Below are 22,853 nucleotides of genomic sequence, written 5' to 3'. Positions count from 1 at the left end.
CCTCCGTCGCCGTGAGATGGGACCGACCAGAGAGGGGGCCCGAGCATGACCATTCTCGAGACCATCCGGGGGCCGCGGGACCTGAAGGGGCTCTCCGGGGCCGAGCTGGACGAACTGGCGGGGGAGATCAGGGAGTTCCTGGTGCACGCGGTCGCCAGGACGGGCGGTCACCTCGGGCCCAATCTGGGGGTGGTGGAGCTCTCCATCGCCCTCCACCGGGTCTTCGAGTCGCCCGTGGACCGGCTCGTGTGGGACACCGGCCACCAGAGCTACGTGCACAAGCTGCTCACCGGACGCCAGGACTTCTCCAAACTCCGCGGCAAGGGCGGCCTCTCGGGCTACCCCTCGCGCGAGGAGTCCGAACACGACATCGTCGAGAACAGCCACGCGTCGACCGCGCTCGGCTGGGCGGACGGCCTCGCCAAGGCGCGTGACGTCCTCGGCGAGCGCGGGCACGTCGTCGCGGTCATCGGGGACGGCGCGCTCACCGGCGGCATGGCCTGGGAGGCGCTGAACAACATCGCGGCCGCCAAGGACCGGCCGCTGATCATCGTCGTCAACGACAACGAACGCTCGTACGCCCCGACCATCGGCGGCCTCGCCAACCACCTCGCCACGCTCCGTACGACGGACGGGTACGAGCGGGTGCTCGCCTGGGGCAAGGACGTACTCCAGCGCACGCCCGTCGTCGGACAGCCGCTGTACGAGTCGCTGCACGGCGCCAAGAAGGGGTTCAAGGACGCCTTCGCGCCGCAGGGCATGTTCGAGGACCTGGGGCTCAAGTACGTCGGGCCGATCGACGGGCACGACATCGGCGCCGTCGAGTCGGCCCTGCGACGCGCGAAACGCTTCCACGGCCCCGTGATCGTCCACTGCCTGACGGAGAAGGGCCGCGGCTACGAGCCCGCCCTCGCCGACGAGGCGGACCGCTTCCACACCGTAGGCGTCATGGACCCGCTCACCTGCGAGCCGCTCGCGCCGTCCAACGGCCCTTCCTGGACCTCGGTGTTCGCCGACGAGATCGTCCGCATCGGCGCCGAGCGCGCCGACGTCGTCGCCATCACCGCGGCCATGCCGGGCCCGGTCGGCCTGACCAAGTTCGCCGAGGCCTTCCCCGACCGGGTGTGGGACGTCGGCATCGCGGAGCAGCACGCCGCGGTGTCGGCCGCCGGGCTCGCGACGGGCGGCCTCCATCCGGTCGTCGCCGTCTACGCCACCTTCCTCAACCGCGCCTTCGACCAGCTCCTGATGGACGTGGCGCTGCACCGGTGCGGGGTCACCTTCGTGCTCGACCGGGCCGGCGTCACGGGTGTCGACGGCGCCTCGCACAACGGCATGTGGGACATGTCGGTCCTCCAGGTCGTACCGGGGCTGCGGATCGCCGCGCCGCGCGATGCAGGACAACTGCGAACGCAGCTGCGCGAAGCGGTCGCCGTGGACGACGCGCCGACGCTGATCCGGTTCCCCAAGGAGTCGGTGGGGCCCGCGATCCCGGCCGTGGACCGGCTCGGCGGCATGGACCTGCTGCTCCAGGACGCCGACCCCGAGGTGCTGCTCGTCGCGGTCGGGGTGATGGCGCCCGTCTGTCTGCAGGCCGCCGAGCTGCTCCGGGCGCGCGGCCTGCGCTGCACGGTCGTCGACCCGCGCTGGGTCAAGCCGGTCGACGCCGAGCTGCCCGGGCTCGCCGCGAGGCACCGGGTGGTGGCGGTCGTCGAGGACAACAGCCGCGCGTCCGGGGTCGGCGCCGCGGTCGCGCTGGCGCTCGGCGAGGCCGAAGTGGACGTGCCCGTACGGCGGTTCGGGATCCCCGAGCAGTTCCTCGCGCACGCCAAACGGGGCGAGGTCCTCGCCGACATCGGGCTCACCCCGGTCGACATCGCGGGACGGATCAGCGCCACGCTCGCGGCCAAGGAGGGCGCGCGGACGCAGGGTTCAGGCAAGGAGTACAGCGCATGACCAAGGAGTTCGACCTCGGCAGTCTCCTCGCCGAGCGCGGCGCCGAGCGGTACGAACTGCACGCCCGGCACCTCAATCACCAGTTGCCGCGAATGCTGCACACCATCGGTTTCGACAAGGTCTACGAGCGGGCCGAGGGCGCGTACTTCTGGGACGCGGAGGGCAACGACTACCTCGACATGCTCGCGGGCTTCGGCGTCATGGGCCTCGGCCGACACCACCCCGTCGTACGCAAGGCGCTGCACGACGTCCTGGACGCCTCGCTCGCCGACCTCACCCGCTTCGACTGCCAGCCGCTGCCCGGCCTGCTCGCGGAGCGGCTGCTCACGCACAGCCCGCACCTGGACCGGGTCTTCTTCGGCAACAGCGGTACGGAGGCTGTAGAGACGGCGCTGAAGTTCGCGCGGTACGCGACCGGGAAGCCGAGGGTGCTCTACTGCGCGCACGCCTTCCACGGGCTGACGACCGGCGCGCTCTCCGTCAACGGCGAGGACGGATTCCGGGACGGTTTCGCACCGCTGCTTCCCGACACCGCGGTGCCGCTCGGCGATCTCGACGCGCTGCGCCGGGAGTTGCGGAAGGGCGACGTCGCCGGGCTCATCGTCGAGCCCATCCAGGGCAAGGGCGTGCACGAGGCGCCGCCCGGATACCTGCGCGAGGCCCAGGAGCTGCTGCACCGGCACAAGGCGCTGCTGATCGCCGACGAGGTGCAGACCGGCCTCGGCAGGACCGGCGACTTCTACGCGTACCAGCACGAGGAGGGTGTCGAGCCCGACCTCGTCTGCGTGGCCAAGGCGCTGTCGGGCGGCTATGTGCCGGTCGGCGCGACCCTCGGCAAGGACTGGATCTTCAAGAAGGTCTACTCGTCGATGGACCGGGTGCTCGTGCACTCGGCGAGCTTCGGCTCCAACGCGCAGGCCATGGCGGCCGGTCTCGCCGTCCTCTCCGTCCTTGAGGACGAGAAGGTCGTCGAGAACGCCCGGGTCACGGGCGAGCTGCTCAAGACCCGGCTTGCCGCGCTCGTGGACCGCTACGAGCTGCTGAGCGAGGTGCGTGGCCGCGGACTGATGACCGGCATCGAGTTCGGCCGCCCCAAGTCGCTGAAGCTGCGCGGACGCTGGACGATGCTGCAGGCCGCCCGCAAGGGCCTCTTCGCGCAGATGGTCGTCGTACCGCTGCTGCAGAAGCACCGCATCCTGACCCAGGTCTCCGGGGACCACCTGGAGGTCATCAAGCTGATCCCGCCGCTGACCGTGGGGGAGCGGGAGGTGGACCGGTTCGTGGCGGCCTTCACGGCGGTGATGGACGACGCGCACAGTGGTGGCGGCCTGATGTGGGACTTCGGCAGGACGCTGGTGAAGCAGGCGGTCGCGAACCGCTGAGAGCCGGGCGCCACCCGCCGGAGCCGACGGATTTTGCCTCTCGGGCAAGAAGTTTGCCCGGGGGGCAAAGCTCTGGCTCAATCAGGGTATGAGCCCTGCCGAGCCCACGGAGCCCGATCCCGGGGCGGCCGCCGAGCCGTCACCGGCGGCCGACGCGCTGCCCGCCGTGGCGCCCCAGCTGCGCGAACTGCGCCGCCGCGCCTCTCTCACCCTGGAGGCCGCCGCCCGTACCGCCGGGCTCTCGCCCGCCCATCTGTCCCGCTTGGAGACGGGGCAGCGCCAGCCCTCGCTGCCGATGCTGCTCACGCTCGCACGTGTCTACGGTACGACGGTCTCGGAGCTGCTCGGCGAGACGGTCGCCGACCGGGACGCGGTGGTCCGCGCCTCGGACATGGAGCCGACCCGGGCCGGTGGCTGGACCTACTGGCAGGCGGGCGCCCCGGGACGCGGCATGCAGGCGCTGCGCGTGCACGTGCCGCACGGGGCGCAGGGCGACATCGTGCGCGTCCACCCCGGTGAGGAGTGGCTGTACGTCCTGAAGGGACGCCTTCGGCTGCGTCTGGGGGACACGGCGCACACCCTCGGACCGGGGGACAGCGCGCACTTCGACTCGCTGACCCCGCACCGGATCGCCGCCGCCGACCGGGACGGCGCCGATCTCCTCTTCGTCCACACCTTGCTGCAGAGCCCCGCCACCGCGCTGTGCCTCGGCGGCCCCACTCAGGGAGACCCGACATGACGGAACCGGAACAGCAGGAACCCCTCCGGCCCAGGCGGCCCGACCCCAGCACCATGGAGGAGAAGTTCCCCAGGGCGCTCTGGGTCCGCCTGATCATCTACGTCGCGGTGGGCCACATCTTCGCGGCCTTCATCTACCTGCTGTTCGAGCTGGGCGCGCAGAACCAGTAGGGGCCGCCCGCTCAGTCGAGCAGACGCTCGCGAAGGCGCTCGCGGGTCCCGGCGCTCAGCTTCAGGCCCTCGGCCAAGTAGGTGTCGACATCGCCCCAGGTCTCCTCGATCGTCTCGTACGCCGCCGCCAGGTACTCGGATCGGGCGTCGAAGAGGGGGTCGAGGAGCTCCACGATCTCGGGCGCCATCGCGTTCGGGGAGCTGTCGCTGCGCTGGACCTTGTAGCGGCGGTGCGACGCACTCGACTCGAGGTAGTCCGCCTCGATGGCGTCGCGCTCGACGCCCACGGCGAGCAGCGTCACGGCTATGGAGAGGCCCGCGCGGTCCTTGCCCGCCGCGCAGTGCATCAGGGCGGGCACGCTGTCCTCGGCGAGCGCGTGCAGCACCTTGCCGTGCTCGGCGGTGCGCTCCTTGATGATCGCGCGGTAGGCGCTCATCATCCGCTCCGCGGCCCTGCCGCCGACGAGGATCGAGCGCAGCTGGTCGAGGTCGCCGTCGCGCACCATCTTCCAGAACTCGGCGCCGTCGGCCGGGTCGGTCAGCGGCAGATTCACGTTGCGTACGCCGGGCAGCGCGATGTCGGGGCCTTCGAGCCGCTGGTCGGCGGCGTTGCGGAAGTCGAAGACCGTGTGCAGGCCCAGGGACGTGAGGAACGCGGCGTCGGTCGCGGTGGCGTGCGCCAGGTGACCGCTGCGGAACAGCACGCCCGCGCGTACGCGCCGGCCGTCCACCGTCGGCAGTCCGCCCACATCGCGGAAGTTGCGCACTCCGGCGAGCTCGGGCTCTGCCGACTCTGCCAGCTCTGTCGGCGGGACCTGCTGCGTCACGGGCTCTCCTCGGGCTCTGCGGGCCGGCGCGGCTCGCCGGTGAATGCGTCTTCGACGATACGACATCGGTACCTGGGGCAATCACCCTCCGTACGGCTCTCCCGTGAACCCGCGCGAGCGGGCCCAAGGGTGCTCCGTGGGCCGGGGCACCCCTTGCCCTGGAGTGCGCTCCAGGTCGTACAGTCGCGGCACCCAACAGCACACCGGCCGAGGAGAGTTGCATGCGCCATCGCGTTCTGGGCGGGACCGGCATCGAGGTCAGCCCCTACTGCCTGGGCACGATGATGTTCGGCTACATCGGCAACGCCGATCACGACGACTGCGTCCGGATCATGCACGCCGCGCTGGACGCGGGGATCAACTTCGTGGACACCGCCGACATGTACTCGGCCGGGGAGTCGGAGACGATCGTCGGCAAGGGTCTCAAGGGCCGCCGCGACGACGTGGTGCTCGCGACCAAGGTCCATTTCCCCATGGGGGACGGCCCGAACCGGGGCGGCAACTCCCGGCGCTGGATCATCCGCGAGGTGGAGGAGAGCCTGCGGCGGCTCGGCACGGACTGGATCGACCTCTACCAGGTGCACCGGCCGGACCACACGACCGACATCGAGGAGACTCTCTCCGCCCTGACCGACCTGGTGCGCCAGGGCAAGATCCGGGCGTTCGGCTGCTCGACGTTCCCCGCGGACGAGATCGTCGAGGCGCACCACGTGGCGATGGGCAGAGGGCTGCAGCGGTTCAGGACCGAGCAGCCGCCGTACTCGCTGCTCGCCCGGGGGATCGAGAGCCGTCTGCTGCCGGTCGCGGAGCGGCTGGGGATGGGCGTGCTGACCTGGAGCCCGCTGGCCTCGGGTTTCCTGACCGGCCGCTACCGCAAGGGCCGGGACCTCGATCTGAGCAGCGGACGCCCCACCCTGTTCCCGGACCGCTTCGACCCCGCCGCGCCGCGTACGGCCGCGAAGCTGGAGGCCGTGGAGCGGCTCGTGGCGGTTGCCGAGGACGTGGGCTGTTCGCTGCCGGAGCTGGCGGTCGCCTTCCCGCTGGCCCATCCCGCCGTCACGTCGGTGATCATCGGCCCGCGCACGATGGAGCAGTTGCGGAACACGCTGGGGGGCGCGTCCGTGGTGCTCGACGACGCGGCCCTCGACCGGATCGACGAGATCGTGCCGCCCGGAACGGATGTCTACGCTCCGGACGGTGTGTGGTCCCCGCCGTCCCTCACCACACCGGCGCTCCGGCGCCGCACGGCCGACGCCAGGTCCGCCGCCTGAGAGCGGCTCTGAGGACCGGGGTGGTGTTCTCCTGGCCGACCTCTCGAAGCGAGCTGTTCAGCCGGTCGCGCCGAGGGGCTCGCCGGTCTCCAGGAGCGACTTGAGGCTGGACAGGATGGGCGGCCAGCCCTGGCTGCACATGGAGTGCAGGGTGCCTGCCGGGTCGAAGTCCTGCGTGACGGTCAGTTTGACCTGGTCGCCCTGCGGCTCCAGGTCGAAGGCGACCGTCGAACGGCGCTCGCTCGCCAGCCGCGCGCGCAGCTCCTCGTCGATGCCGTTCGCCTCCGCCCACTGCTTGCTGAAGGTGTGCCAGGTGTAGGCCAGCCTGCGGTGCGGTTCGTAGGCGAGGACGACCTGCTCGGGGTCCTCGGTGGTGGCCCCGGTCTCGGTCCAGGTCATCGGGGATCCCTCGGCCCAGTCGGTCGTGAAGCTCACGCCCCAGTACCGACGGGTGAACGCCGGGTCGGTCAGCGCCTGCCAGAGCCGCTCGGGGGTGGTGCGGATGTACGTCGTGTACACGAACGTCCTGCTGTCCATGGGGGGTTGCTCCAATGCTCTCTTCAGGTCCGCGAGGGCGTGCACCCGGCCGCGGTCGAACTGACTGATCCATCGCTCGGCGATGGCGTTGATCGGAGCGGCGTTCAGGTAGTGCAGCTTCTCCCGCCCCTGCCGCACCGTGGTCACCAGCTCGGCGGCCTCCAGCACGGCCAGATGCTTGCTCACCGACTGACGGGCCATGTCCAGGCCCTCGCACAGCTCGCGCAGGGTCTGGCCGTTGCGGTCCCGCAACCGGTCGAGCAGCCGCCGCCGGCTCGGATCGGCCAGCGCCTTGAACGCCGCGTCCACTCGTCGTCACCCCCAGTCAGGCAGCCGTGAGGCTGCATCTCCATGATTGGCAGCCGAACGGCTGCATGTCAAGGCAGGGGTTCGCCGCGGCGGCGGACGACGAAAGGTGGGTCTTGCACTTATTCCGAGTTGGACGAATCTTGACCGGTGGCTTATCTCACGCACCGTCAACCCCTCCCTACGGTGGCGTAGGTCACTTAGGGAGGTGAAGGATGCTACTCCGTGAGCGCAGAGTCGACATCCTTCATCCATCACCCCAACAACAACGGCGTTTTCAACTCCTACGCAGCGGTCGGCGACAGCTTCACCGAAGGCGTGGGTGACCCGGGACCCGACGGAACCTTCGTCGGCTGGGCCGACCGCCTCGCCGTCCTGCTGGACGACCGGGTGCCCGAGCACACCTTCCGGTACGCCAACCTCGCCGTCCGCGGCAAGCTCCTCGACCAGATCGTCGAGGACCAGCTGCCGCGCGCCAAGGAGCTCGCCCCCGACCTGGTGACGTTCTGTGCCGGGGGCAACGACATCATCCGGCCCGGCACCGACCCGGACGAGGTCGCCGAGCGGTTCGAGCGGGCCGTCGCCGACCTCTCGTCGGCGGTCGGCACGGTCATGGTGACCACCGGCTTCGACACCCGTGGCGTAGCGGTGCTCAAGCATCTGCGCGGCAAGATCGCCACGTACAACATGCACGTCCGCGCCATCGCCGACCGGTACGGCTGCCCGGTGCTCGACCTGTGGTCGCTGAGGACCGTGCAGGACCGCCGTGCCTGGGACGGCGACCGGCTGCACCTCTCCGCCGAGGGGCACACGCGCGTGGCGCTGCGCGCCGCTCAGGTGCTTGGCCTCGACGTGCCCGCCGATCCCGACCAGGCGTGGCCGCCGCTGCCGCCGCGCGGCGCTCTGGACCTGCGGCGCGACGACATCCACTGGGCCCGCGAGTACCTGGTGCCGTGGATCGGGCGGCGCATCCGGGGCGAGAGCTCCGGGGACCACGTGGAGGCGAAGGGCTTTCGCAACCCGCACACCATCAAGATGCAGATAGAGGCCGCTTCCTGAGCGGGAGCCGGTACTCCACATGAGTGAGCGACTCCGCGGACATCCGCACGTCCATACGTCGAAGGCGCCCTTCCCGGGCGCCTTCGACGTATGCGGTCCTGGCGGCCCGCGCCCTGGCGCCGTACCGACCGCCCGCGCAGGACTCGCCGGAGAGCGGTGGACATAATGGAAAGGCCTATCCACCCCCCTCAGGAGGTCCCGTGTCCCGGTCCCTGATCCCCGGGTTCCGCTCGCTGCGGTCCGCTGCCTTCGGTGCGGATCCCGCCGGCGCCCGGCTGGCCCGGATCCGCAGATCGCCGAATTTCTCCGTCGCCGAGGGAACCTTCCAGAATCCCGTGGCCGCCCGGACCAGGCCGTCCGGATCGTCGCTGGAGTTCGCGAAGATCTACTTCCGCAGGGAGGAGCGGCTGCGCCGCGGTCCGGCCGGTACGGTCCCCGTGCACCCCACGACCCTCGCCGACCTCGCCAAGCCGCCCTCCGACGGCCTGCGGGTCACCTGGATGGGTCACTCCAGCGTTCTGGTGGAGATCGACGGGCGGCGGGTGCTCTTCGACCCGGTGTGGGGCGAGCGGTGCTCACCGTATTCCTTCGCGGGTCCCAAGCGGCTGCACCCGGTGCCGGTGCCGCTGGCGGCCCTCGGCCCCGTCGACGCCGTGGTGATCTCGCACGACCACTACGACCACCTGGACATGCCCACGATCAAGGCCCTGGCACGCACCGGAACGGTCTTCGCGGTGCCGCTCGGCGTCGGCGCCCACCTGGAGCGGTGGGGCGTGCCGCAGGACCGGCTCCGCGAGCTGGACTGGAACGAGACGGCGAAGGTGGCGGACCTGACCCTGACGGCCACGCCCGCACGGCACTTCTGCGGCCGCGGACTGCGCAATCCCCAGCACACCCTGTGGGCCTCCTGGGTGGTGGCGGGGCCCGAGCACCGCGTGTACCACAGCGGGGACACCGGCTACTTCCCCGGCTTCCGTGACATCGGCGCGGAGCACGGCCCGTTCGACGCCACGATGATCCAGATCGGCGCGTACTCGGAGTGGTGGCCGGACATCCACATGACGCCCGATGAGGGCATGCAGGCCCACCTGGACCTCCAGGGCGGCTCGCCGCGCGGCGTCATGCTGCCGATCCACTGGGCCACGTTCAACCTCGCCCCGCACGCCTGGTCGGAGCCCGGCGAGGGCACGGTCGCCGCGGCGCGCCGGGCGGGCGCCACGATCGCGCTGCCCTGCCCCGGCGAGCCCTTCGAGCCGGGCGCGGATTCCCATCCCGGCTCGCTGTGGTGGCGCGACGTCGCCGTCGTGCCGGACGGCGGCTGGCTCGGCGCGTCGACGCTGGTCGTACGCGCGGTCGCCTCGCCCAGGACGGACAACGGCGAGCACGAGACGACGTCCGTCGGGTAACCGCCCCGTCCCGCGGCGTCCCGGCCCCTGCGTGCCGCCCGTGCTCACGCGGCGCGAGCGCGGTGGCGGCGGACCGCGTCGCGGTTGGCGCAGGACCGGCAGCAGTAGCGCCGACGCCCCGTGCGCGAGGTGTCGGCGAAGATCGTGGTGCACTCGGTCACCGCGCACCGCCGCAGCCGGTGCATGCCCCGGCCCGCCAGATGCAGTGCCGTCCCGACGGAGAACAGCGAGAACAGCAGGTCGCCGAGCGGCTGCCGGGCGTCGCGGTAGTGCAGATGCCAGCCGCTGCCCGCGTGGTCGGTCAGCCGTGGGTAGGCGGCGGCCGACGCCAGCATGGCGTTGAGCAACTCGGCCCGCTCCTGTTCATCGGTGGCGTCGACGACCTTCTCCCAGGCGTCCAGGGTCTCCTGGGTCCGGGCCAAGTCGCCGGGTTCGATCGGCTGTTCCAGTGTCAGGCCCGCGGCGCGGCAGCGGTCCGCGAGCTCATCGACGCCGACCGGACGGCGGTTGGCGAGATCGGCGGCCAGATCCACGGCGCCCTCGCCGTAAGGGTTGAGGTGCATAAGGGCATTACAACAGGTCGACCGCCACGCAACGCGCCGTGAACCGCGCCTGTGTACGAGATGAATCGGACCCCCGTGCGAGGTGTCATACCAGAGCGGGACGCACCCCCGCTGACTTTGTCAACTGCCCACCGCACATGATGCGTTGCCGACTACCGTGTGTGGCCGTCGGGCGACGCAGGGATCACGACGCAGGGCTGACGTGGCGACCTGCCGGCCGGCACGGCGCTGCCGCAAGCGCGCCGCAAAGAGGAACCGGCTCGACCGCCGGACCCTCGTCGCAACGTACCGAGGACGCAGATGTCTCACCTACGCGCACCGGCCGCCCGCACAGACCGCCGTGAGGGCGGCCGGCACGGCAGGCCGGGCAGTCGTGCCGCCAACCTGCCCGAGACCCACATACGGCCGCAGCTCCTGCGCATCGCGGTGCTGCCGGCCGTCGCCGTGGGCCTGAGCGCCTGCGCGGCCGTGCTGTTCACCCTGCGCTCGACCGGCACCCGGCCGGGACCGGCCCTGCTCGGCGTGCTCACCGCCGCGGCCCTGGTCGGCCTCGCGGGCATCGCGACCGCCGTCGTCGCGGCGGAGCGCGCCGCGAAGTCCGTGCACGACCGGGTCGGCGCGCTGCGCCGCGCCACCGCACGAGGCCAGTCCGAACTGCAGGGCCTGGTCGATCAGTTGCGCCGCGGCGGCCGGCCGCCGGAGCCCGCGACCCCGGCGCGGACCCGTCCGGGCGGCGACGAGTTCGACCAACTCGCCGACGAGCTGAGCCGCGCCCAGGACGTCGCCGTCGGCGCCGTCGTACAGGCCTCCCAGCTCTCCAGCCACGCGGGCAGCGAGCAGAAGGTCGAGGTCTTCGTCAATCTCGCCCGGCGCCTGCAGTCGCTCGTGCACCGCGAGATCTCCCTGCTCGACGAGTTGGAGAACGAGGTCGAGGACCCCGAGCTGCTCAAGGGCCTCTTCCACGTCGACCACCTCGCGACCCGCATCCGGCGGCACGCCGAGAACCTCGCCGTGCTCGGCGGCGCCGTCTCGCGCCGCCAGTGGAGCAATCCGGTCTCCATGACGGAGGTGATGCGCTCGGCGATCGCCGAGGTCGAGCAGTACTCGCGCGTCAAACTGGTGCCGCCCATCGACGGCACCCTGCGCGGCCACGCCGTCGCCGACGTCATCCACCTGCTGGCCGAACTGGTCGAGAACGCCACGGTGTTCTCCGCCCCGCACACCCAGGTTCTGCTGCGCGCCAACGCCGTGACCGCCGGACTCGCCGTCGAGGTCGAGGACCGCGGCCTCGGCATGCCCGCCGCCGAGCAGCACCGGATGAACCGGCTGCTCACCGACCCCGACCAGGTCAACGTCGCGCATCTGCTGCAGGACGGCCGCATCGGGCTCTACGTGGTCGCCGCCCTCGCCCGCAGGCACGGTGTCGCGGTGCGCCTGCAGACCAACATCTACGGCGGGGTCCAGGCCGTACTGATCCTGCCGCAGGAACTGCTGGGCGCCGAGCAGCAGCCGGAGCCGGCCGCTCGCCGCCCGGCGGCCGAGGAGGCGGTGCGGGGCGCCCTCGACGGCGGCGCGGGGGACATCGGGGGCGCGGGGGAGCCGGGGAACGTACCGGATGGCGTACGCGATCCGGCCCCGGCGTGGCCGACCACCGCACCCCAGGCGCCACCCGGCCCCGCCCCCGGCCCGCACGCGGGCTCCGCCCCGCGCCCGGCCCCCACCGCCACGTCCCACCGGCCGCGTACCGCCAACGGCTCCTCACCCGCCCCCCTCCCCGTGCGCGGAGCCCGGCAGGACCGGGCCACGCCCGCCGACGCCGCCCCCGGCATCCGGCCCGAGGACCGGCAGGCCGTCGCCGAGCACACCGTCACACCGCCGACGCCCCTGAACGGCGCCGTACGCGGACACGTCGGCAGACCGCAGCTCCCCAAGCGGCGCGCCCAGGAACACATCGCACCTCAGCTGCGGGACTCCCCGGCGCCGCGGCCCGACAGCGGCGACGTCGTCGGCCACGACCCGGGCCTGATGGCCGCGTTCCAGCGCGGCATCGGCCTCGCCCAGGCCCAGGACGCACGCGACCCCACCCCGCCCGGGCGCGAGGCCGGCACGCCCCACGACGGGCGAGGAGCAGACGGCTGACCAGCACCGGCAGGCCCGGCACCCCCCACCACCTCTGCCCCCGCAGACCTACGTACGTTTGTACCCCAAGGAGTCGATCCACCATGGCGAGCGATGCGCCGACCGGCCATGTATCCGATCTCGACTGGCTGATGAGCGGCCTCGTGCAGCGCGTGCCGCACACCCACAGCGCCGTCCTGCTCTCCTCCGACGGACTCGTGAAGTCGGTGCACGGCCTCGACCCGGACAGCGCCGACCACATGGCGGCCCTGGCCTCGGGCCTCTACTCGCTCGGGCGCAGCGCGGGCATCCGCTTCGGCGACGGCGGGGACGTCCGCCAGGTCGTCGTGGAACTGGACTCCACCCTCCTGTTCGTCTCCACCGCGGGATCGGGCACCTGTCTGGCCGTGCTCGCGGGGCGCGAGGCCGACGCCGCCGTCCTCGGCTACGAGATGGCGATGCTGGTCAAGAGCGTGCGCCCGTACCTGATCACCGCTCCCCGGCAGCCCGCCGGCGAACCCACGCCGATGAGGCGCTGACCGTGGCGGCCCCGCACGACGGGCCCTGGCTCGACGACGCCGCCGGGCGGCTCATCCGCCCCTACACCGTCAGCAACGGACGGACCAGACCCACCAGCCAACTCGACCTGCTCTCCCTGGTGATGGCCACCGGCGCCACCCCGCTCGGCTACCTCGGACCCGAGCACGCCACCGCCCTCGGCCTCTGCGAGGCGCCCACCTCCGTCGCCGAGATCGCGGCCCAGCTGAAGCTGCCCGCGGTCGTCACCAAAGTGATCCTGAGTGATCTCCTCGACTGCGGGTCCCTCACCCAGAAGGCCCCGGACTTCTACCACAACCCCACCGACCGGTCCCTGTTGGAGGCAGTGCTCGATGGACTACGACGACAGCTCTGACCGCTTCCCCACTGCACTCAAAATCCTGATCGCGGGCGGCTTCGGGGTCGGCAAGACGACCTTCACGGGCGCGGTCAGCGAGATCGCGCCGCTGAGCACCGAGGAACTGCTCACCACGGTCAGTGAGGCCACCGACGACCTGTCGGGCGTGGAGAACAAGACCACGACCACCGTCGCCATGGACTTCGGCCGGATCACCCTCGATCCGGAGCACGTCCTCTACCTCTTCGGCACCCCGGGGCAGGAGCGGTTCTGGTTCATGTGGGACGAGCTCTCCGAAGGAGCCCTCGGCGCCGTGGTGCTCGCCGACACCCGGCGCCTGGAGGACTGCTTCGCCGCCGTGGACTTCTTCGAGCAGCGCGGCATGGGCTTCATCGTGGCGATCAACGAATTCGACGGCGCCCACCGCTACGAACCCGAGGAGGTACGGTCCGCCATCGACCTCGACCCGCAAGTGCCCGTCGTGCGCTGCGACGCACGGATCTCCAGTTCCGGCATCCAGACCCTCCTGATCCTGGTCAAGCACCTCCTCAACCATGCCCCGGCGCCGAGCTACGGAGCCCACACGTGACGTACGACCCGACCGGGCACCTGCTCCTCACCCCCGTCGACAAGGAGGCTCCCGCGCGGGTGCGGCGGCTGCGCGGGCTCGGCATCGGGCAGTACCCCGACCCGGCCTTCGACGTCTTCGCCGAGCGGCTCGCCGAGCTGACCGGCGCGCCCTGCTCGATGGTCAACTTCATCGACGAGGACCGGCAGTTCTTCGCGGGCCTGCACGCTCCGCAGGGCGCGCGCCTCGGTACGGAACCGGTGCCCGAGGGCGGCGACGCGCGCCGCTACTTGGCCCGCGACCACGGGTACTGCCCGCACGTCGTGGTGCGCCGCAAGGCCCTCGTCCTGGAGGACGTCCGCGACTATCCGCGGTTCGCGGGCAACCCGGTGGTGGACGAGAGCGGCATCCGCTCGTACCTGGGCGCGCCCCTGATCGACCGTACGGGGATCGCCCTCGGCACGGTCTGCGTCGTGGACGTCGAGCCGCGCCGTTGGGGCACGGCGGGGCTCGACACGATCAAGCGGATGGCCGCGGAGCTGGTCGAGCAGATCCACCGGAGGGAGGCGGGCGGGATCTGAGGCGGGCCGCAGCGGACCCGGTGTGTCGAGCGGGTCAGAGGTCGAGTCCGGTTCCGTCGGGGAAGCGGACGCGGACACGGCCGGCGGCCACGTCGCAGGTGATGGACTCCCGCAGCGCCCGCGGACGGACCGCGTCCCGGGACAGGGCGACCAGGGTGACGTGGACACTCGCGCCGCCGGGGTGGGCCGCGGATGTCAGGTACGGAGTCGCGGAGTGCGGCCCGTACGCGTTCGCCGCCACCTCACGGGCGACGCCCGCCTCCTCGTCCCAGCCGTACAGGCCGACGACCGCGCTGGTCAGGCCGGTGACCGTGCGGGCGAGCGCCCAGCCGGGGCCCTGCTCGGCGTGTGGCCGCGTCTCGTCCGCCACCGCGTGGCCGCCCTCGCGGACGGTCGCTCCCTCGGGCGCCCGCACCCGGTGCACGCGGATCTCCCACGGCCCGTGCAGCGCGCTCGTCGTCTCGATGGGGAACTCCTGACCGCTGCCGGGGAATTGGGCGTCGTGTCGGGAGGCGGCCACCCGGCCGGCGCAGCTCAGCGGGTGGATGCGGCGGCGGCGCGAGGCCGTGCCGTCCGGGGCGAGCAGCGCCAGATGGCCGTCGACGGCGCGGCCCCACGCGCGCGGGGCGGTCTCCGGGGCGGTCGCCGTCGAGTAGCCGAACTTGGCGTAGTGCGGGTCGTCGTCGGCGGGGCCTTCGAGGGGGTTGTGGTCGCTGCCGTGGTTGACCAGGCGGACGATGCCGTCGTGCCGCGTGCCGTGCAGCAGCCAGCCGGGCTGCGGGAGCGCCGTGTACTGGTCGGACTCCTCTACAGGGAGCGGCAGTTCGCGCTCCGTCCACACCGGGTGGCCGGCGGGCAGCAGCAGGCCCAGGAACCCCTTGCTCGCCCAGTACGGCGAGGCGGGGCCCGAGTAGGCCTGGGTGGCCGGAAGGAACGTCCCGTACCAGCCGAGCGGCAGAAGCCCCCGCTCGTCGGGGACGCCGCGCTCCACGAAGTGCCGCGCGACACCGGAGGCGAGGCGCCGGGTCAGGCCCGGCGCGAGCGGGGTGCAGCCGGTGAGGGCGCCCATCCACACGGGCGCGGCGGCGGCGAAGCGGTACGTCAGGGAGCGGCCCTGGTGGACCGGGGCGCCGTCACCGCCGAAGAAGTGCGGGTAGGTGGCGAGGAACCGGGCGAGGCGATCGCGGTACACCTCGGCGCGACCGCCGTCCTCCTCGCCCGCCATCCGGGCCCACAGCAGTGGGTACAGGTGCATCGCCCAGCCGATGTAGTAGTCGAAGTTCCGCCCGTCGCCGTCGCTGTACCAGCCGTCGCCGCGGTACCAGTCCTCGATGCGGTCCAGGCCGCCCTCGATGTCCGGCCGGCTGTACGGCGCGCCCACCGAGGCGAGGAACTGCTCCGAGACCACCTGGAAGAGCCGCCAGTTGTTGTCCCAGGTCCGGCCGCCGACGAAGCCGGAGAACCAGTCGACGACCCGCTCCCGGACGCGGGCGTCGAGCTTGTCCCAGATCCAGGGGCGCGTCTCGTGCAGGGCGATGGCGACGGACGCGGCCTCCACCATCTGCTGGGAGCAGTCGGTGAGTTCGGGCCAGGCCTCGCCGCTCGCACGGTCGGTGCCGGAGGCCAGTCCTCGTGCGTAGCGTTCGACGAGGCGCGGGTCCACCTCGCCGCCCGCTCCGGCGATCCGGAAGGCGGCGAGCAGGAAGGACCGCGCGTACCCCTCAAGGCCGTCCGAGACGATCCCCGACCAGCTGTTGCGGCCCGGCAGCCGGTACTGCGCGAAGCCCGGTGTCGCGTACGGGACCAGGGCCTCCAACTGCCGGTCGGCGAGCGCCTCCCAGTGGGCCCGGGTCCAGCCGGTGAGCGGGGAGCGGACGCGGTCGGTGGGTGGCAGGGGGAGGTGAGGTGCGGGCATGGGGGCGGCGGCTCCTCGATGGGCGAGTGGTTCCGCGACAGCATGTAAGCGCTTGCTGCGAGGCGCAAGAGGGTCTCCGGCTGGGCCGATCAAGGGCTTCATCGTGGTGCACATGCCTCGACAGCGGCCGGGGCGGCCGGATAGAGAAGGATCAAGCTCACCGTCACACCGGCTCAGGCGTATCCGCGACACCGGTTCAGGTACACCCGCAACACCGGTTCAAGCACATCCGCAACACCGGCTCTAGCGAAAGAAGTTCCATGACCGACCTCCGTCTCGGCGTTCTCGGCTACGGACTGCGCGGTTCGCTCGCCCGTACCGCCCACCGGCCGGACGCGGGCTCACGCGTCACCGCGCTGGCCGACCACGACGCCGCGGCCCGGGCCGAGGCGGCCGTGGCCTTCCCCGGCGCGCTGATATCCAGCGACCACCGCAAGGTCGTCGAGGACCCGGACGTCGACGCGATCCTCGTCCTCACCCCCGACCACACCCATGCGGCGCTCACCTGCGAGGCGCTGCGCGAAGGCAAGCCCGTCTTCGTGGAGAAGCCCCTGGAGGTCGGCGTCGAGGGGTGCGACGAGATCCTGCGGACCGCGTACGAGACGGGCACCCGGCTGTACGTCGGGCACAACATGCGCCACATGCCCGTGGTCCGCCTGATGCGCGACATCATCGAGCGCGGCGAGATCGGCGCGGTCAAGACGGTCTGGGTGCGCCACTTCGTCGGCTACGGCGGCGACTGGTACTTCAAGGACTGGCACGCCGAACGGCGGTATACCACCGGCCTGTTGCTGCAGAAGGCCGCCCACGACATCGACGTGCTCCACTGGCTCGCGGGCGGTTACACGCGCCAGGTGCAGGCCCTCGGCGACCTCATGGTCTACGGCGACAATCCGCACCGCCGCGCGCCGGGCGAGCCGAAGACCGAGGACTGGTACACCGAGGACGGCCACTGGCCGCCGCACACCCAGCGCGGCCTCAACCCCGTCATCGACGTCGAGGACGTCTCCCTGGTCAACATGCGTCTCGACAACGGCGTCCTCGCCGCCTACCAGCAGTGCCACTTCACCCCCGACTACTGGCGCAACTACACCGTCATCGGCGACGCGGGCCGCCTGGAGAACTTCGGCGACGGACCCGGCGCGACGGTCAAGGTGTGGAACGCCCGCCGCTCGGGCCACCGGGCGCAGGCGGACGCCGAGTACGCGGTGCCGGACGCCAGGGACGACGCGGGGCACGGCGGCGCGGATCCGCTGCTGATCGACGAGTTCGTACGTTTCGCACGTGAGGGAGGGCGCACCGACACCTCGCCGGTCGCGGCGCGCATGGCGGTGGCGGCGGGCGTACGGGCGACGCAGTCGCTGCGGGACGGTGGGACACCGCGCGAGGTGCCGGCGCTCGACCCGGAGCTCATCGCCTATTTCGAACGCGGTCAGACCCGTTGAACCACAGGGTCTGAAGGAAAGCTGCGGCGGCGCTTAAGAAATCCTCGATGGACCGGGGCGCCTCCGTAGGGAAGATTCCTGTGTCGTCGGGGGAAGAAGCGACGTACGACGGGAGCCGTGGCGTTGAAGGCGCTGGTCAAGGAGAAGGCGGAGCCGGGTCTCAGCCTCAAGGACGTACCGGAGCCGGTCATCGGCCACGGAGACGTGCTCATCAAGGTGCTCCGCACCGGGATCTGCGGCACCGACCTGCACATCAGGTCCTGGGACGGCTGGGCCCAGCAGACGATCACCGCGCCGCTGGTGCTCGGGCACGAGTTCGTCGGCGAGGTCGTGGAGACCGGCCGGGACGTCGCCGACATCACGGCGGGCGACCTGGTCAGCGGTGAGGGCCACCTGGTGTGCGGCAAGTGCCGCAACTGTCTGGCCGGGCGGCGCCACCTGTGCCGCGCCACGGTCGGCCTCGGCGTCGGACGGGACGGTGCCTTCGCGGAGTACGTCGCGCTGCCCGCGTCGAACGTGTGGGTGCACCGCGTCCCCGTGGACCTCGACGTGGCCGCGATCTTCGACCCGTTCGGCAACGCCGTGCACACCGCCCTCTCCTTCCCGCTGGTCGGCGAGGACGTACTGATCACGGGCGCGGGTCCGATCGGCCTGATGGCGGCCGCCGTCGCCCGTCACGCGGGCGCCCGCAACGTCGTGATCACCGACGTCAGCGAGGAGCGCCTGGCGCTGGCCCGCAAGGTCGGCGCCGGCCTCGCCCTCAACGTGGCGGACTCGTCGATCGCCGCGGGCCAGCGCGAGCTCGGCCTGCGCGAGGGCTTCGACGTCGGCCTGGAGATGTCCGGCAACCCGCACGCGATGCGCGACATGGTCGCCAACATGACCCACGGCGGCAAGATAGCCATGCTCGGCCTGCCCGCCGAGGACTTCGCCGTCGACTGGGCGCGGATCGTCACCTCGATGATCACCATCAAGGGCATCTACGGCCGCGAGATGTTCGAGACCTGGTACGCGATGTCGGTGCTGCTCGAAGGCGGCCTCGACCTGGCGCCCGTCATCACCGGCAGGTACGGCCACCGCGACTTCGAGGCCGCCTTCGACGACGCGGCGAGCGGCCGCGGCGGCAAGGTCATCCTCGACTGGACCGCCTGACGCCCGCTTCTCGGCCCTCTCCCGGCTCGACTCCTTAAGGAACCCCGCATGTTCGACTCCGTACGCGAAGACCTCCAGGCCACCCTCGACGAGATCCGCGCCGCCGGACTGCACAAGCCCGAGCGCGTCATCGGCACCCCGCAGTCCGCGACGGTCGCCGTCACCGCGGGCGGGCGCCCCGGCGAGGTCCTGAACTTCTGCGCGAACAACTACCTCGGCCTCGCCGACCACCCCGATGTCGTCGCGGCGGCGCACGAGGCCCTGGACCGCTGGGGCTACGGCATGGCGTCCGTCCGCTTCATCTGCGGTACGCAGGAGGTGCACAAGGAGCTTGAGGCGCGCCTGGCCGCGTTCCTCGGCCAGGAGGACACGATCCTCTACTCCTCGTGCTTCGACGCCAACGGAGGCGTCTTCGAGACGCTGCTCGGCGCCGAGGACGCGGTCATCTCCGACGCCCTCAACCACGCGTCGATCATCGACGGCATCCGCCTGTCGAAGGCGCGCCGCTTCCGCTACGCCAACCGCGACATGGCCGACCTGGAGCAGCAGCTCAAGGAGGCGTCCGGTGCCCGGCGCAAGCTGATCGTCACCGACGGCGTCTTCTCCATGGACGGCTACGTCGCCCCGCTGGCGGAGATCTGCGACCTCGCCGAGCGCTACGACGCCATGGTCATGGTCGACGACTCGCACGCCGTCGGCTTCGTGGGCCCCGGCGGCCGCGGCACCCCCGAGCTGCACGGCGTCATGGACCGCGTCGACATCATCACGGGCACCCTGGGCAAGGCCCTCGGCGGCGCCTCCGGAGGCTACGTCGCCGCCCGCGCCGAGATCGTCGCCCTGCTGCGCCAGCGCTCGCGCCCGTACCTCTTCTCGAACACGCTCGCCCCGGTGATCGCGGCGGCCTCCCTGAAGGTGCTCGACCTCCTGGAATCGGCCGGTGACCTGCGGGAACAGCTCGCCGCGAACACGGCCCTCTTCCGCTCGCGGATGACCGAGGAGGGCTTCGACGTCCTGCCCGGCGACCACGCCATCGCCCCGGTCATGATCGGCGACGCGGCGGTTGCCGGACGGATGGCCGAGCTGCTCCTGGAGCGCGGCGTGTACGTGATCGGCTTCTCCTATCCGGTCGTGCCGCAGGGCAAGGCGCGCATCCGCGTCCAGCTGTCGGCCGCGCACTCGACCGAGGACGTGAACCGCGCGGTCGACGCGTTCGTCGCGGCGCGCGCGGAGCTGGTGGAGGCGGGTGAGGCCTGACGCCTGCGGCCCCGCGCCGGTCACCGGCGCGGGGCCGGTGGTGCGCCCGGGGCCGCAGGTTTGGGAGAATCGACAACATGATCGAAGCGCGGCGGCTGCACATCCTCCGTGCGGTGGCCGACCACCGCACGGTCACGGCCGCTGCCGCCGCGCTCTACCTCACCCCGTCCGCCGTGTCCCAGCAGCTCACCGCCCTGGAACAGGAGACGGGCCACCGCCTGGTCGAGCGCTCCGCGCGCGGTGTGCGCCTGACGGCGGCCGGCGAGATCCTGCTCACGCACACCAACGCCGTCCTGGCCCAGCTGGAGCGCGCCGAGGCCGAGCTCGCCGCGTACAGCTCCGGCGAGGCGGGGACCGTCACCGTCGCCGCCTTCGCCACCGGCATCGGCCTGGTCGTCGCCCCCGCCCTGACCCGCCTCGCCGCCACCGCGCCCGGCATCCGGGTCCGTGTCCAGGACGCCGAGGGCGACGCGAGCCTGCCGATGGTCCTCGACCGGCAGGTGGACGTGGCCGTCGCCGTCGAGTACCGGGGCGCACCGGGCGCCGACGACCCCCGGCTCACCCGCGTCCCCCTCTACGCGGAGCCCTTCGACGCGGTCCTCCCGCTGGGCCATCGCCTCGCGGACGCGGAACGGGTGGCCCTCGCCGAACTCGCCAAGGACACCTGGATAGGCCCCTTCACCGGCAACCCCTGCCACGACGTGGTCGTCCTCGCCTGCGAACAGGCGGGCTTCCAGCCGCTGTTGGAGCACTGGTCGGACGACTTCCGGGCAGTGGTGGCGCTCGCCTCGGCCGGCGCGGGCGTCGCCCTGGTGCCGCGCTCGGCACTGCGCGGCATGGACGTGTCCGGCGCGGTGGTCCGCCCCGTGGAGGGCGCGGCCCCCACCCGCAGGGTGTTCGCGGCGGTGCGGTGCGGGGCGGAGGAACATCCACTGATCCGGCCGGTGCTCGAGGCGCTGGGCGAGGCGGCGGCCTGACCGGCCGGACCGATCAGGCCGTCTTCACGGAATTTCCGTCGATGACATGGTCGGCCCCGGTGATGCCGACGGCGAGGGGCGACGCCAAGTACGCGACGAGAGCGGCGACTTCGCACGGCTCCGCGAGCCTGCCGGTGACCATGCCCGCGATGGCCGGCAGCTCGGTCAGGAGCTGCTCCTGAGGCATGCCCAAGGACTCGGCGAGCCGCGCCCCGTAGCCGTCGGCGCCCTCCCACATCCGCGTGCGGACCGGGCCGGGCGAGACGGTGTTGACCCGCACGCCCGCCGGGCCGAACTCCTCGGCCAGCGCCTTGCCGAACGCGGTCAGCGCGGCCTTTGCGGTGCTGTACGTGACGGGGCCGGCGTGCGGGGTCCGCGCACTGGTGGAGGAGATGTTGACGACGGCGCCCCGACAGGTCCTGAGGTGGGGCAGCGCGGCTCGTGTGGTGCGGACCGCGGCGAAGAAGTTCAGCTCGAACGCGTCGTACCACTGCTGGTCGGTGAGGGCGAGGAAGCCGCTCGTCCACCCCGCCTCCGCGTCGCCGCCGCCGACGTTGTTGACCAGCAGGTCGAGCCCGCCGAGGGCCGCCTCGGCCCGGGCCACCAGGCGGGCGGGTCCGTCGGCGGTGGCCAGGTCCACGGCGATACCGGTCGCGCCGGTGGCCGCAAGCTCCGGGGTGATCGTCCGGGCCGCGGCCACCACGCGCGCGCCCTCCTCCACCAGCCTGGAGACGGTGGCCAGGCCTATGCCCCGGCTCGCGCCGGTCACGAGGGCGGCCTTGCCGGTCAGCTGCAGATCCATGAACGTCCCTGTCCTCTGTCTCCGGTCGCCGGATATGACGACTTGACCCGAACTGGGCCCATACGTGGCGAAGTTGAAGCATCGCCACCCGTTGATCGTCCCTCCGTGGGTCTCAGTAGGATGACCGAATGACACATCGGGGGCGCACACTCAAGGTCACGGCCACGCTGGTGCTCACTGCACTCGCGCTGACCGGGTTCACGACGGGGCGGGGGCACGGCGGCAGCAGCCGGCACGGCAGCGGGGGTGGTGGCGGAGGCGGTTGCAGCAGTTCGAGTCAGGATCACGACAGTTCTTCGTCGAGCAGCTCCGGCGGCTACGGCGGCTCCGGGGCGTCCGGCTCCACGACGTCGGGCGGTTCGAGCCATGACGACGACGATGACTACGGCGACTCGTACGGGAGCGGCGGCCGCGGCAGGAGCACCACGGGCGGCGGTACCTACAACCGGCGGCCCGGCAGCCACTCGACCGCCTCCAGCTCCCCGGGCGGCGGGTCGAGGCACGACGCCAAGGCCACGCTGGTGAAATGCGCGACCAAGTCGGCCCCGTACGCGACCGTCAAGGTCACGAACGGCAACGCGAGGTCGGACCGCTTCTACGTCTCGGTCACCTTCGTGGACGCGGACGGGATCACCATCATCGAGCAGACCGAGAAGGTCAAGGTGCCCGGCAGGGACAAGGCGACCGTCCGGGTGGAGATCGGTGGCGGCGGCCTCGCCGACTCGGTGGACCACTGTGAAGTCGACCCGCAGGCGCTGTCGGTCTCCGGCTGACCAGGTCCGGACGTACCTGAGGGGCGTACCCGAGGGGCGTACCTGAGAGGCGTCTCTCAGTCGTACGACTGAGAGACGCCCACCCATAAAACCAAAAACAAAAAAAGGTAAAACGGCCCCGTAATGTATAGCAAGTGTGTAAACGCGGCCCCCGCCC

Annotated in this window: 22 protein-coding genes; 17 read left to right on the top strand and 5 right to left on the bottom strand. The window is 71.8% G+C overall.

The window, feature by feature from the left end; translation table 11 throughout:
• Nucleotides 1-45 precede the first annotated feature (45 nt).
• The 4 genes from dxs to ACFVYR_RS01560 all read left to right on the top strand — a co-directional run bounded on the left by dxs (nt 46) and on the right by ACFVYR_RS01560 (nt 4,247).
• Nucleotides 46-1,956, top strand: a complete 1,911-nt coding sequence (gene dxs / locus ACFVYR_RS01575) for a 1-deoxy-D-xylulose-5-phosphate synthase (protein ID WP_384247506.1) — start codon at nt 46-48, stop codon at nt 1,954-1,956.
• Nucleotides 1,953-3,338 (top strand): aspartate aminotransferase family protein, encoded by a 1,386-nt coding sequence (locus tag ACFVYR_RS01570; protein ID WP_384247503.1) that lies wholly within the window; start codon nt 1,953-1,955, stop codon nt 3,336-3,338. The genes dxs and ACFVYR_RS01570 overlap by 4 nt, the downstream gene beginning before the upstream one ends.
• 88 nt (nt 3,339-3,426) lie before the next feature.
• Nucleotides 3,427-4,077 carry a helix-turn-helix domain-containing protein gene (locus tag ACFVYR_RS01565; protein ID WP_384247501.1) on the top strand — a complete coding sequence of 217 codons (651 nt, stop codon included), beginning with the start codon at nt 3,427-3,429 and terminating at the stop codon, nt 4,075-4,077.
• Between the two features lie 53 nt (nt 4,078-4,130).
• Nucleotides 4,131-4,247 (top strand): DUF6126 family protein, encoded by a 117-nt coding sequence (locus ACFVYR_RS01560; RefSeq protein WP_362326896.1) that lies wholly within the window; start codon nt 4,131-4,133, stop codon nt 4,245-4,247.
• 11 nt (nt 4,248-4,258) lie between these two features.
• On the opposite strand, the gene ACFVYR_RS01555 is transcribed toward ACFVYR_RS01560, so the two are convergent.
• A complete protein-coding gene (locus ACFVYR_RS01555) occupies nt 4,259-5,074 on the bottom strand; it encodes a tyrosine-protein phosphatase (protein ID WP_384247498.1) in 816 nt (271 codons plus the stop codon).
• A gap of 221 nt (nt 5,075-5,295) precedes the next feature.
• Here ACFVYR_RS01555 and ACFVYR_RS01550 point away from each other — a divergent pair, with 221 nt between their 5' ends.
• Entirely contained in the window at nt 5,296-6,345 is a 1,050-nt protein-coding gene (locus ACFVYR_RS01550) for an aldo/keto reductase (protein WP_384247496.1), read from the top strand.
• Nucleotides 6,346-6,402: 57 nt separating this feature from the next.
• On the opposite strand, the gene ACFVYR_RS01545 is transcribed toward ACFVYR_RS01550, so the two are convergent.
• Nucleotides 6,403-7,191, bottom strand: coding sequence for an ArsR/SmtB family transcription factor (locus ACFVYR_RS01545; protein WP_384247494.1), 789 nt, complete (start codon nt 7,189-7,191; stop codon nt 6,403-6,405).
• A 222-nt stretch (nt 7,192-7,413) separates the two neighbouring features.
• Here ACFVYR_RS01545 and ACFVYR_RS01540 point away from each other — a divergent pair, with 222 nt between their 5' ends.
• The gene (locus tag ACFVYR_RS01540; RefSeq protein WP_384247491.1) at nt 7,414-8,247 is read left to right on the top strand and encodes an SGNH/GDSL hydrolase family protein; all 834 of its coding nucleotides are present in this window, start codon (nt 7,414-7,416) and stop codon (nt 8,245-8,247) included.
• A gap of 200 nt (nt 8,248-8,447) precedes the next feature.
• Nucleotides 8,448-9,653, top strand: a complete 1,206-nt coding sequence (locus ACFVYR_RS01535; protein ID WP_384247489.1) for an MBL fold metallo-hydrolase — start codon at nt 8,448-8,450, stop codon at nt 9,651-9,653.
• 44 nt (nt 9,654-9,697) lie between these two features.
• Here ACFVYR_RS01535 and ACFVYR_RS01530 read toward each other — a convergent pair whose 3' ends face one another.
• Nucleotides 9,698-10,216 carry a CGNR zinc finger domain-containing protein gene (locus ACFVYR_RS01530; RefSeq protein WP_384247487.1) on the bottom strand — a complete coding sequence of 173 codons (519 nt, stop codon included), beginning with the start codon at nt 10,214-10,216 and terminating at the stop codon, nt 9,698-9,700.
• 300 nt (nt 10,217-10,516) lie between these two features.
• On the opposite strand from ACFVYR_RS01530, the gene ACFVYR_RS01525 reads away from it, so the two are divergent.
• From ACFVYR_RS01525 to ACFVYR_RS01505, 5 genes are all read left to right on the top strand, one after another.
• Nucleotides 10,517-12,355, top strand: coding sequence for a sensor histidine kinase (locus tag ACFVYR_RS01525; protein WP_384247484.1), 1,839 nt, complete (start codon nt 10,517-10,519; stop codon nt 12,353-12,355).
• An 83-nt stretch (nt 12,356-12,438) separates the two neighbouring features.
• Complete coding sequence (locus ACFVYR_RS01520) at nt 12,439-12,873, top strand: roadblock/LC7 domain-containing protein (RefSeq protein ID WP_384247482.1); 435 nt, start codon at nt 12,439-12,441, stop codon at nt 12,871-12,873.
• Nucleotides 12,874-12,875: 2 nt separating this feature from the next.
• Nucleotides 12,876-13,247: a DUF742 domain-containing protein gene (locus ACFVYR_RS01515; RefSeq protein WP_384247480.1), complete on the top strand. Its 372-nt coding sequence runs from the start codon at nt 12,876-12,878 to the stop codon at nt 13,245-13,247.
• Complete coding sequence (locus tag ACFVYR_RS01510; RefSeq protein WP_384247478.1) at nt 13,225-13,818, top strand: ATP/GTP-binding protein; 594 nt, start codon at nt 13,225-13,227, stop codon at nt 13,816-13,818. Before ACFVYR_RS01515 ends, ACFVYR_RS01510 begins: the two co-directional genes overlap by 23 nt.
• A complete protein-coding gene (locus ACFVYR_RS01505) occupies nt 13,815-14,378 on the top strand; it encodes a GAF domain-containing protein (RefSeq protein ID WP_384247475.1) in 564 nt (187 codons plus the stop codon). The genes ACFVYR_RS01510 and ACFVYR_RS01505 overlap by 4 nt, the downstream gene beginning before the upstream one ends.
• 34 nt (nt 14,379-14,412) lie before the next feature.
• Here ACFVYR_RS01505 and ACFVYR_RS01500 read toward each other — a convergent pair whose 3' ends face one another.
• On the bottom strand, nt 14,413-16,293 hold the full coding sequence (locus tag ACFVYR_RS01500; protein WP_384247472.1) for a DUF2264 domain-containing protein: 1,881 nt from the start codon (nt 16,291-16,293) through the stop codon (nt 14,413-14,415).
• Nucleotides 16,294-16,553: 260 nt separating this feature from the next.
• Between ACFVYR_RS01500 and ACFVYR_RS01495 the strand changes: the two genes are divergently transcribed.
• The 4 genes from ACFVYR_RS01495 to ACFVYR_RS01480 all read left to right on the top strand — a co-directional run bounded on the left by ACFVYR_RS01495 (nt 16,554) and on the right by ACFVYR_RS01480 (nt 21,121).
• Entirely contained in the window at nt 16,554-17,738 is a 1,185-nt protein-coding gene (locus ACFVYR_RS01495) for a Gfo/Idh/MocA family protein (protein WP_384247470.1), read from the top strand.
• A gap of 123 nt (nt 17,739-17,861) precedes the next feature.
• Nucleotides 17,862-18,890, top strand: a complete 1,029-nt coding sequence (gene tdh, locus ACFVYR_RS01490; protein ID WP_384247989.1) for an L-threonine 3-dehydrogenase — start codon at nt 17,862-17,864, stop codon at nt 18,888-18,890.
• A gap of 48 nt (nt 18,891-18,938) precedes the next feature.
• The gene (locus ACFVYR_RS01485) at nt 18,939-20,144 is read left to right on the top strand and encodes a glycine C-acetyltransferase (RefSeq protein ID WP_384247468.1); all 1,206 of its coding nucleotides are present in this window, start codon (nt 18,939-18,941) and stop codon (nt 20,142-20,144) included.
• A 77-nt stretch (nt 20,145-20,221) separates the two neighbouring features.
• Complete coding sequence (locus ACFVYR_RS01480) at nt 20,222-21,121, top strand: LysR family transcriptional regulator (protein ID WP_384247465.1); 900 nt, start codon at nt 20,222-20,224, stop codon at nt 21,119-21,121.
• A gap of 13 nt (nt 21,122-21,134) precedes the next feature.
• Here the strand turns inward: ACFVYR_RS01480 and ACFVYR_RS01475 are convergent, their stop codons facing one another.
• Nucleotides 21,135-21,923 carry an oxidoreductase gene (locus tag ACFVYR_RS01475; protein WP_384247463.1) on the bottom strand — a complete coding sequence of 263 codons (789 nt, stop codon included), beginning with the start codon at nt 21,921-21,923 and terminating at the stop codon, nt 21,135-21,137.
• Between the two features lie 128 nt (nt 21,924-22,051).
• On the opposite strand from ACFVYR_RS01475, the gene ACFVYR_RS01470 reads away from it, so the two are divergent.
• Nucleotides 22,052-22,696: a hypothetical protein gene (locus ACFVYR_RS01470; RefSeq protein ID WP_384247461.1), complete on the top strand. Its 645-nt coding sequence runs from the start codon at nt 22,052-22,054 to the stop codon at nt 22,694-22,696.
• Nucleotides 22,697-22,853: the final 157 nt, after the last annotated feature.

This window comes from Streptomyces sp. NPDC058284 (assembly GCF_042881135.1).
Lineage (GTDB): Bacteria > Actinomycetota > Actinomycetes > Streptomycetales > Streptomycetaceae > Streptomyces.
This window is presented reverse-complemented; position numbering and strand designations above follow the sequence as displayed.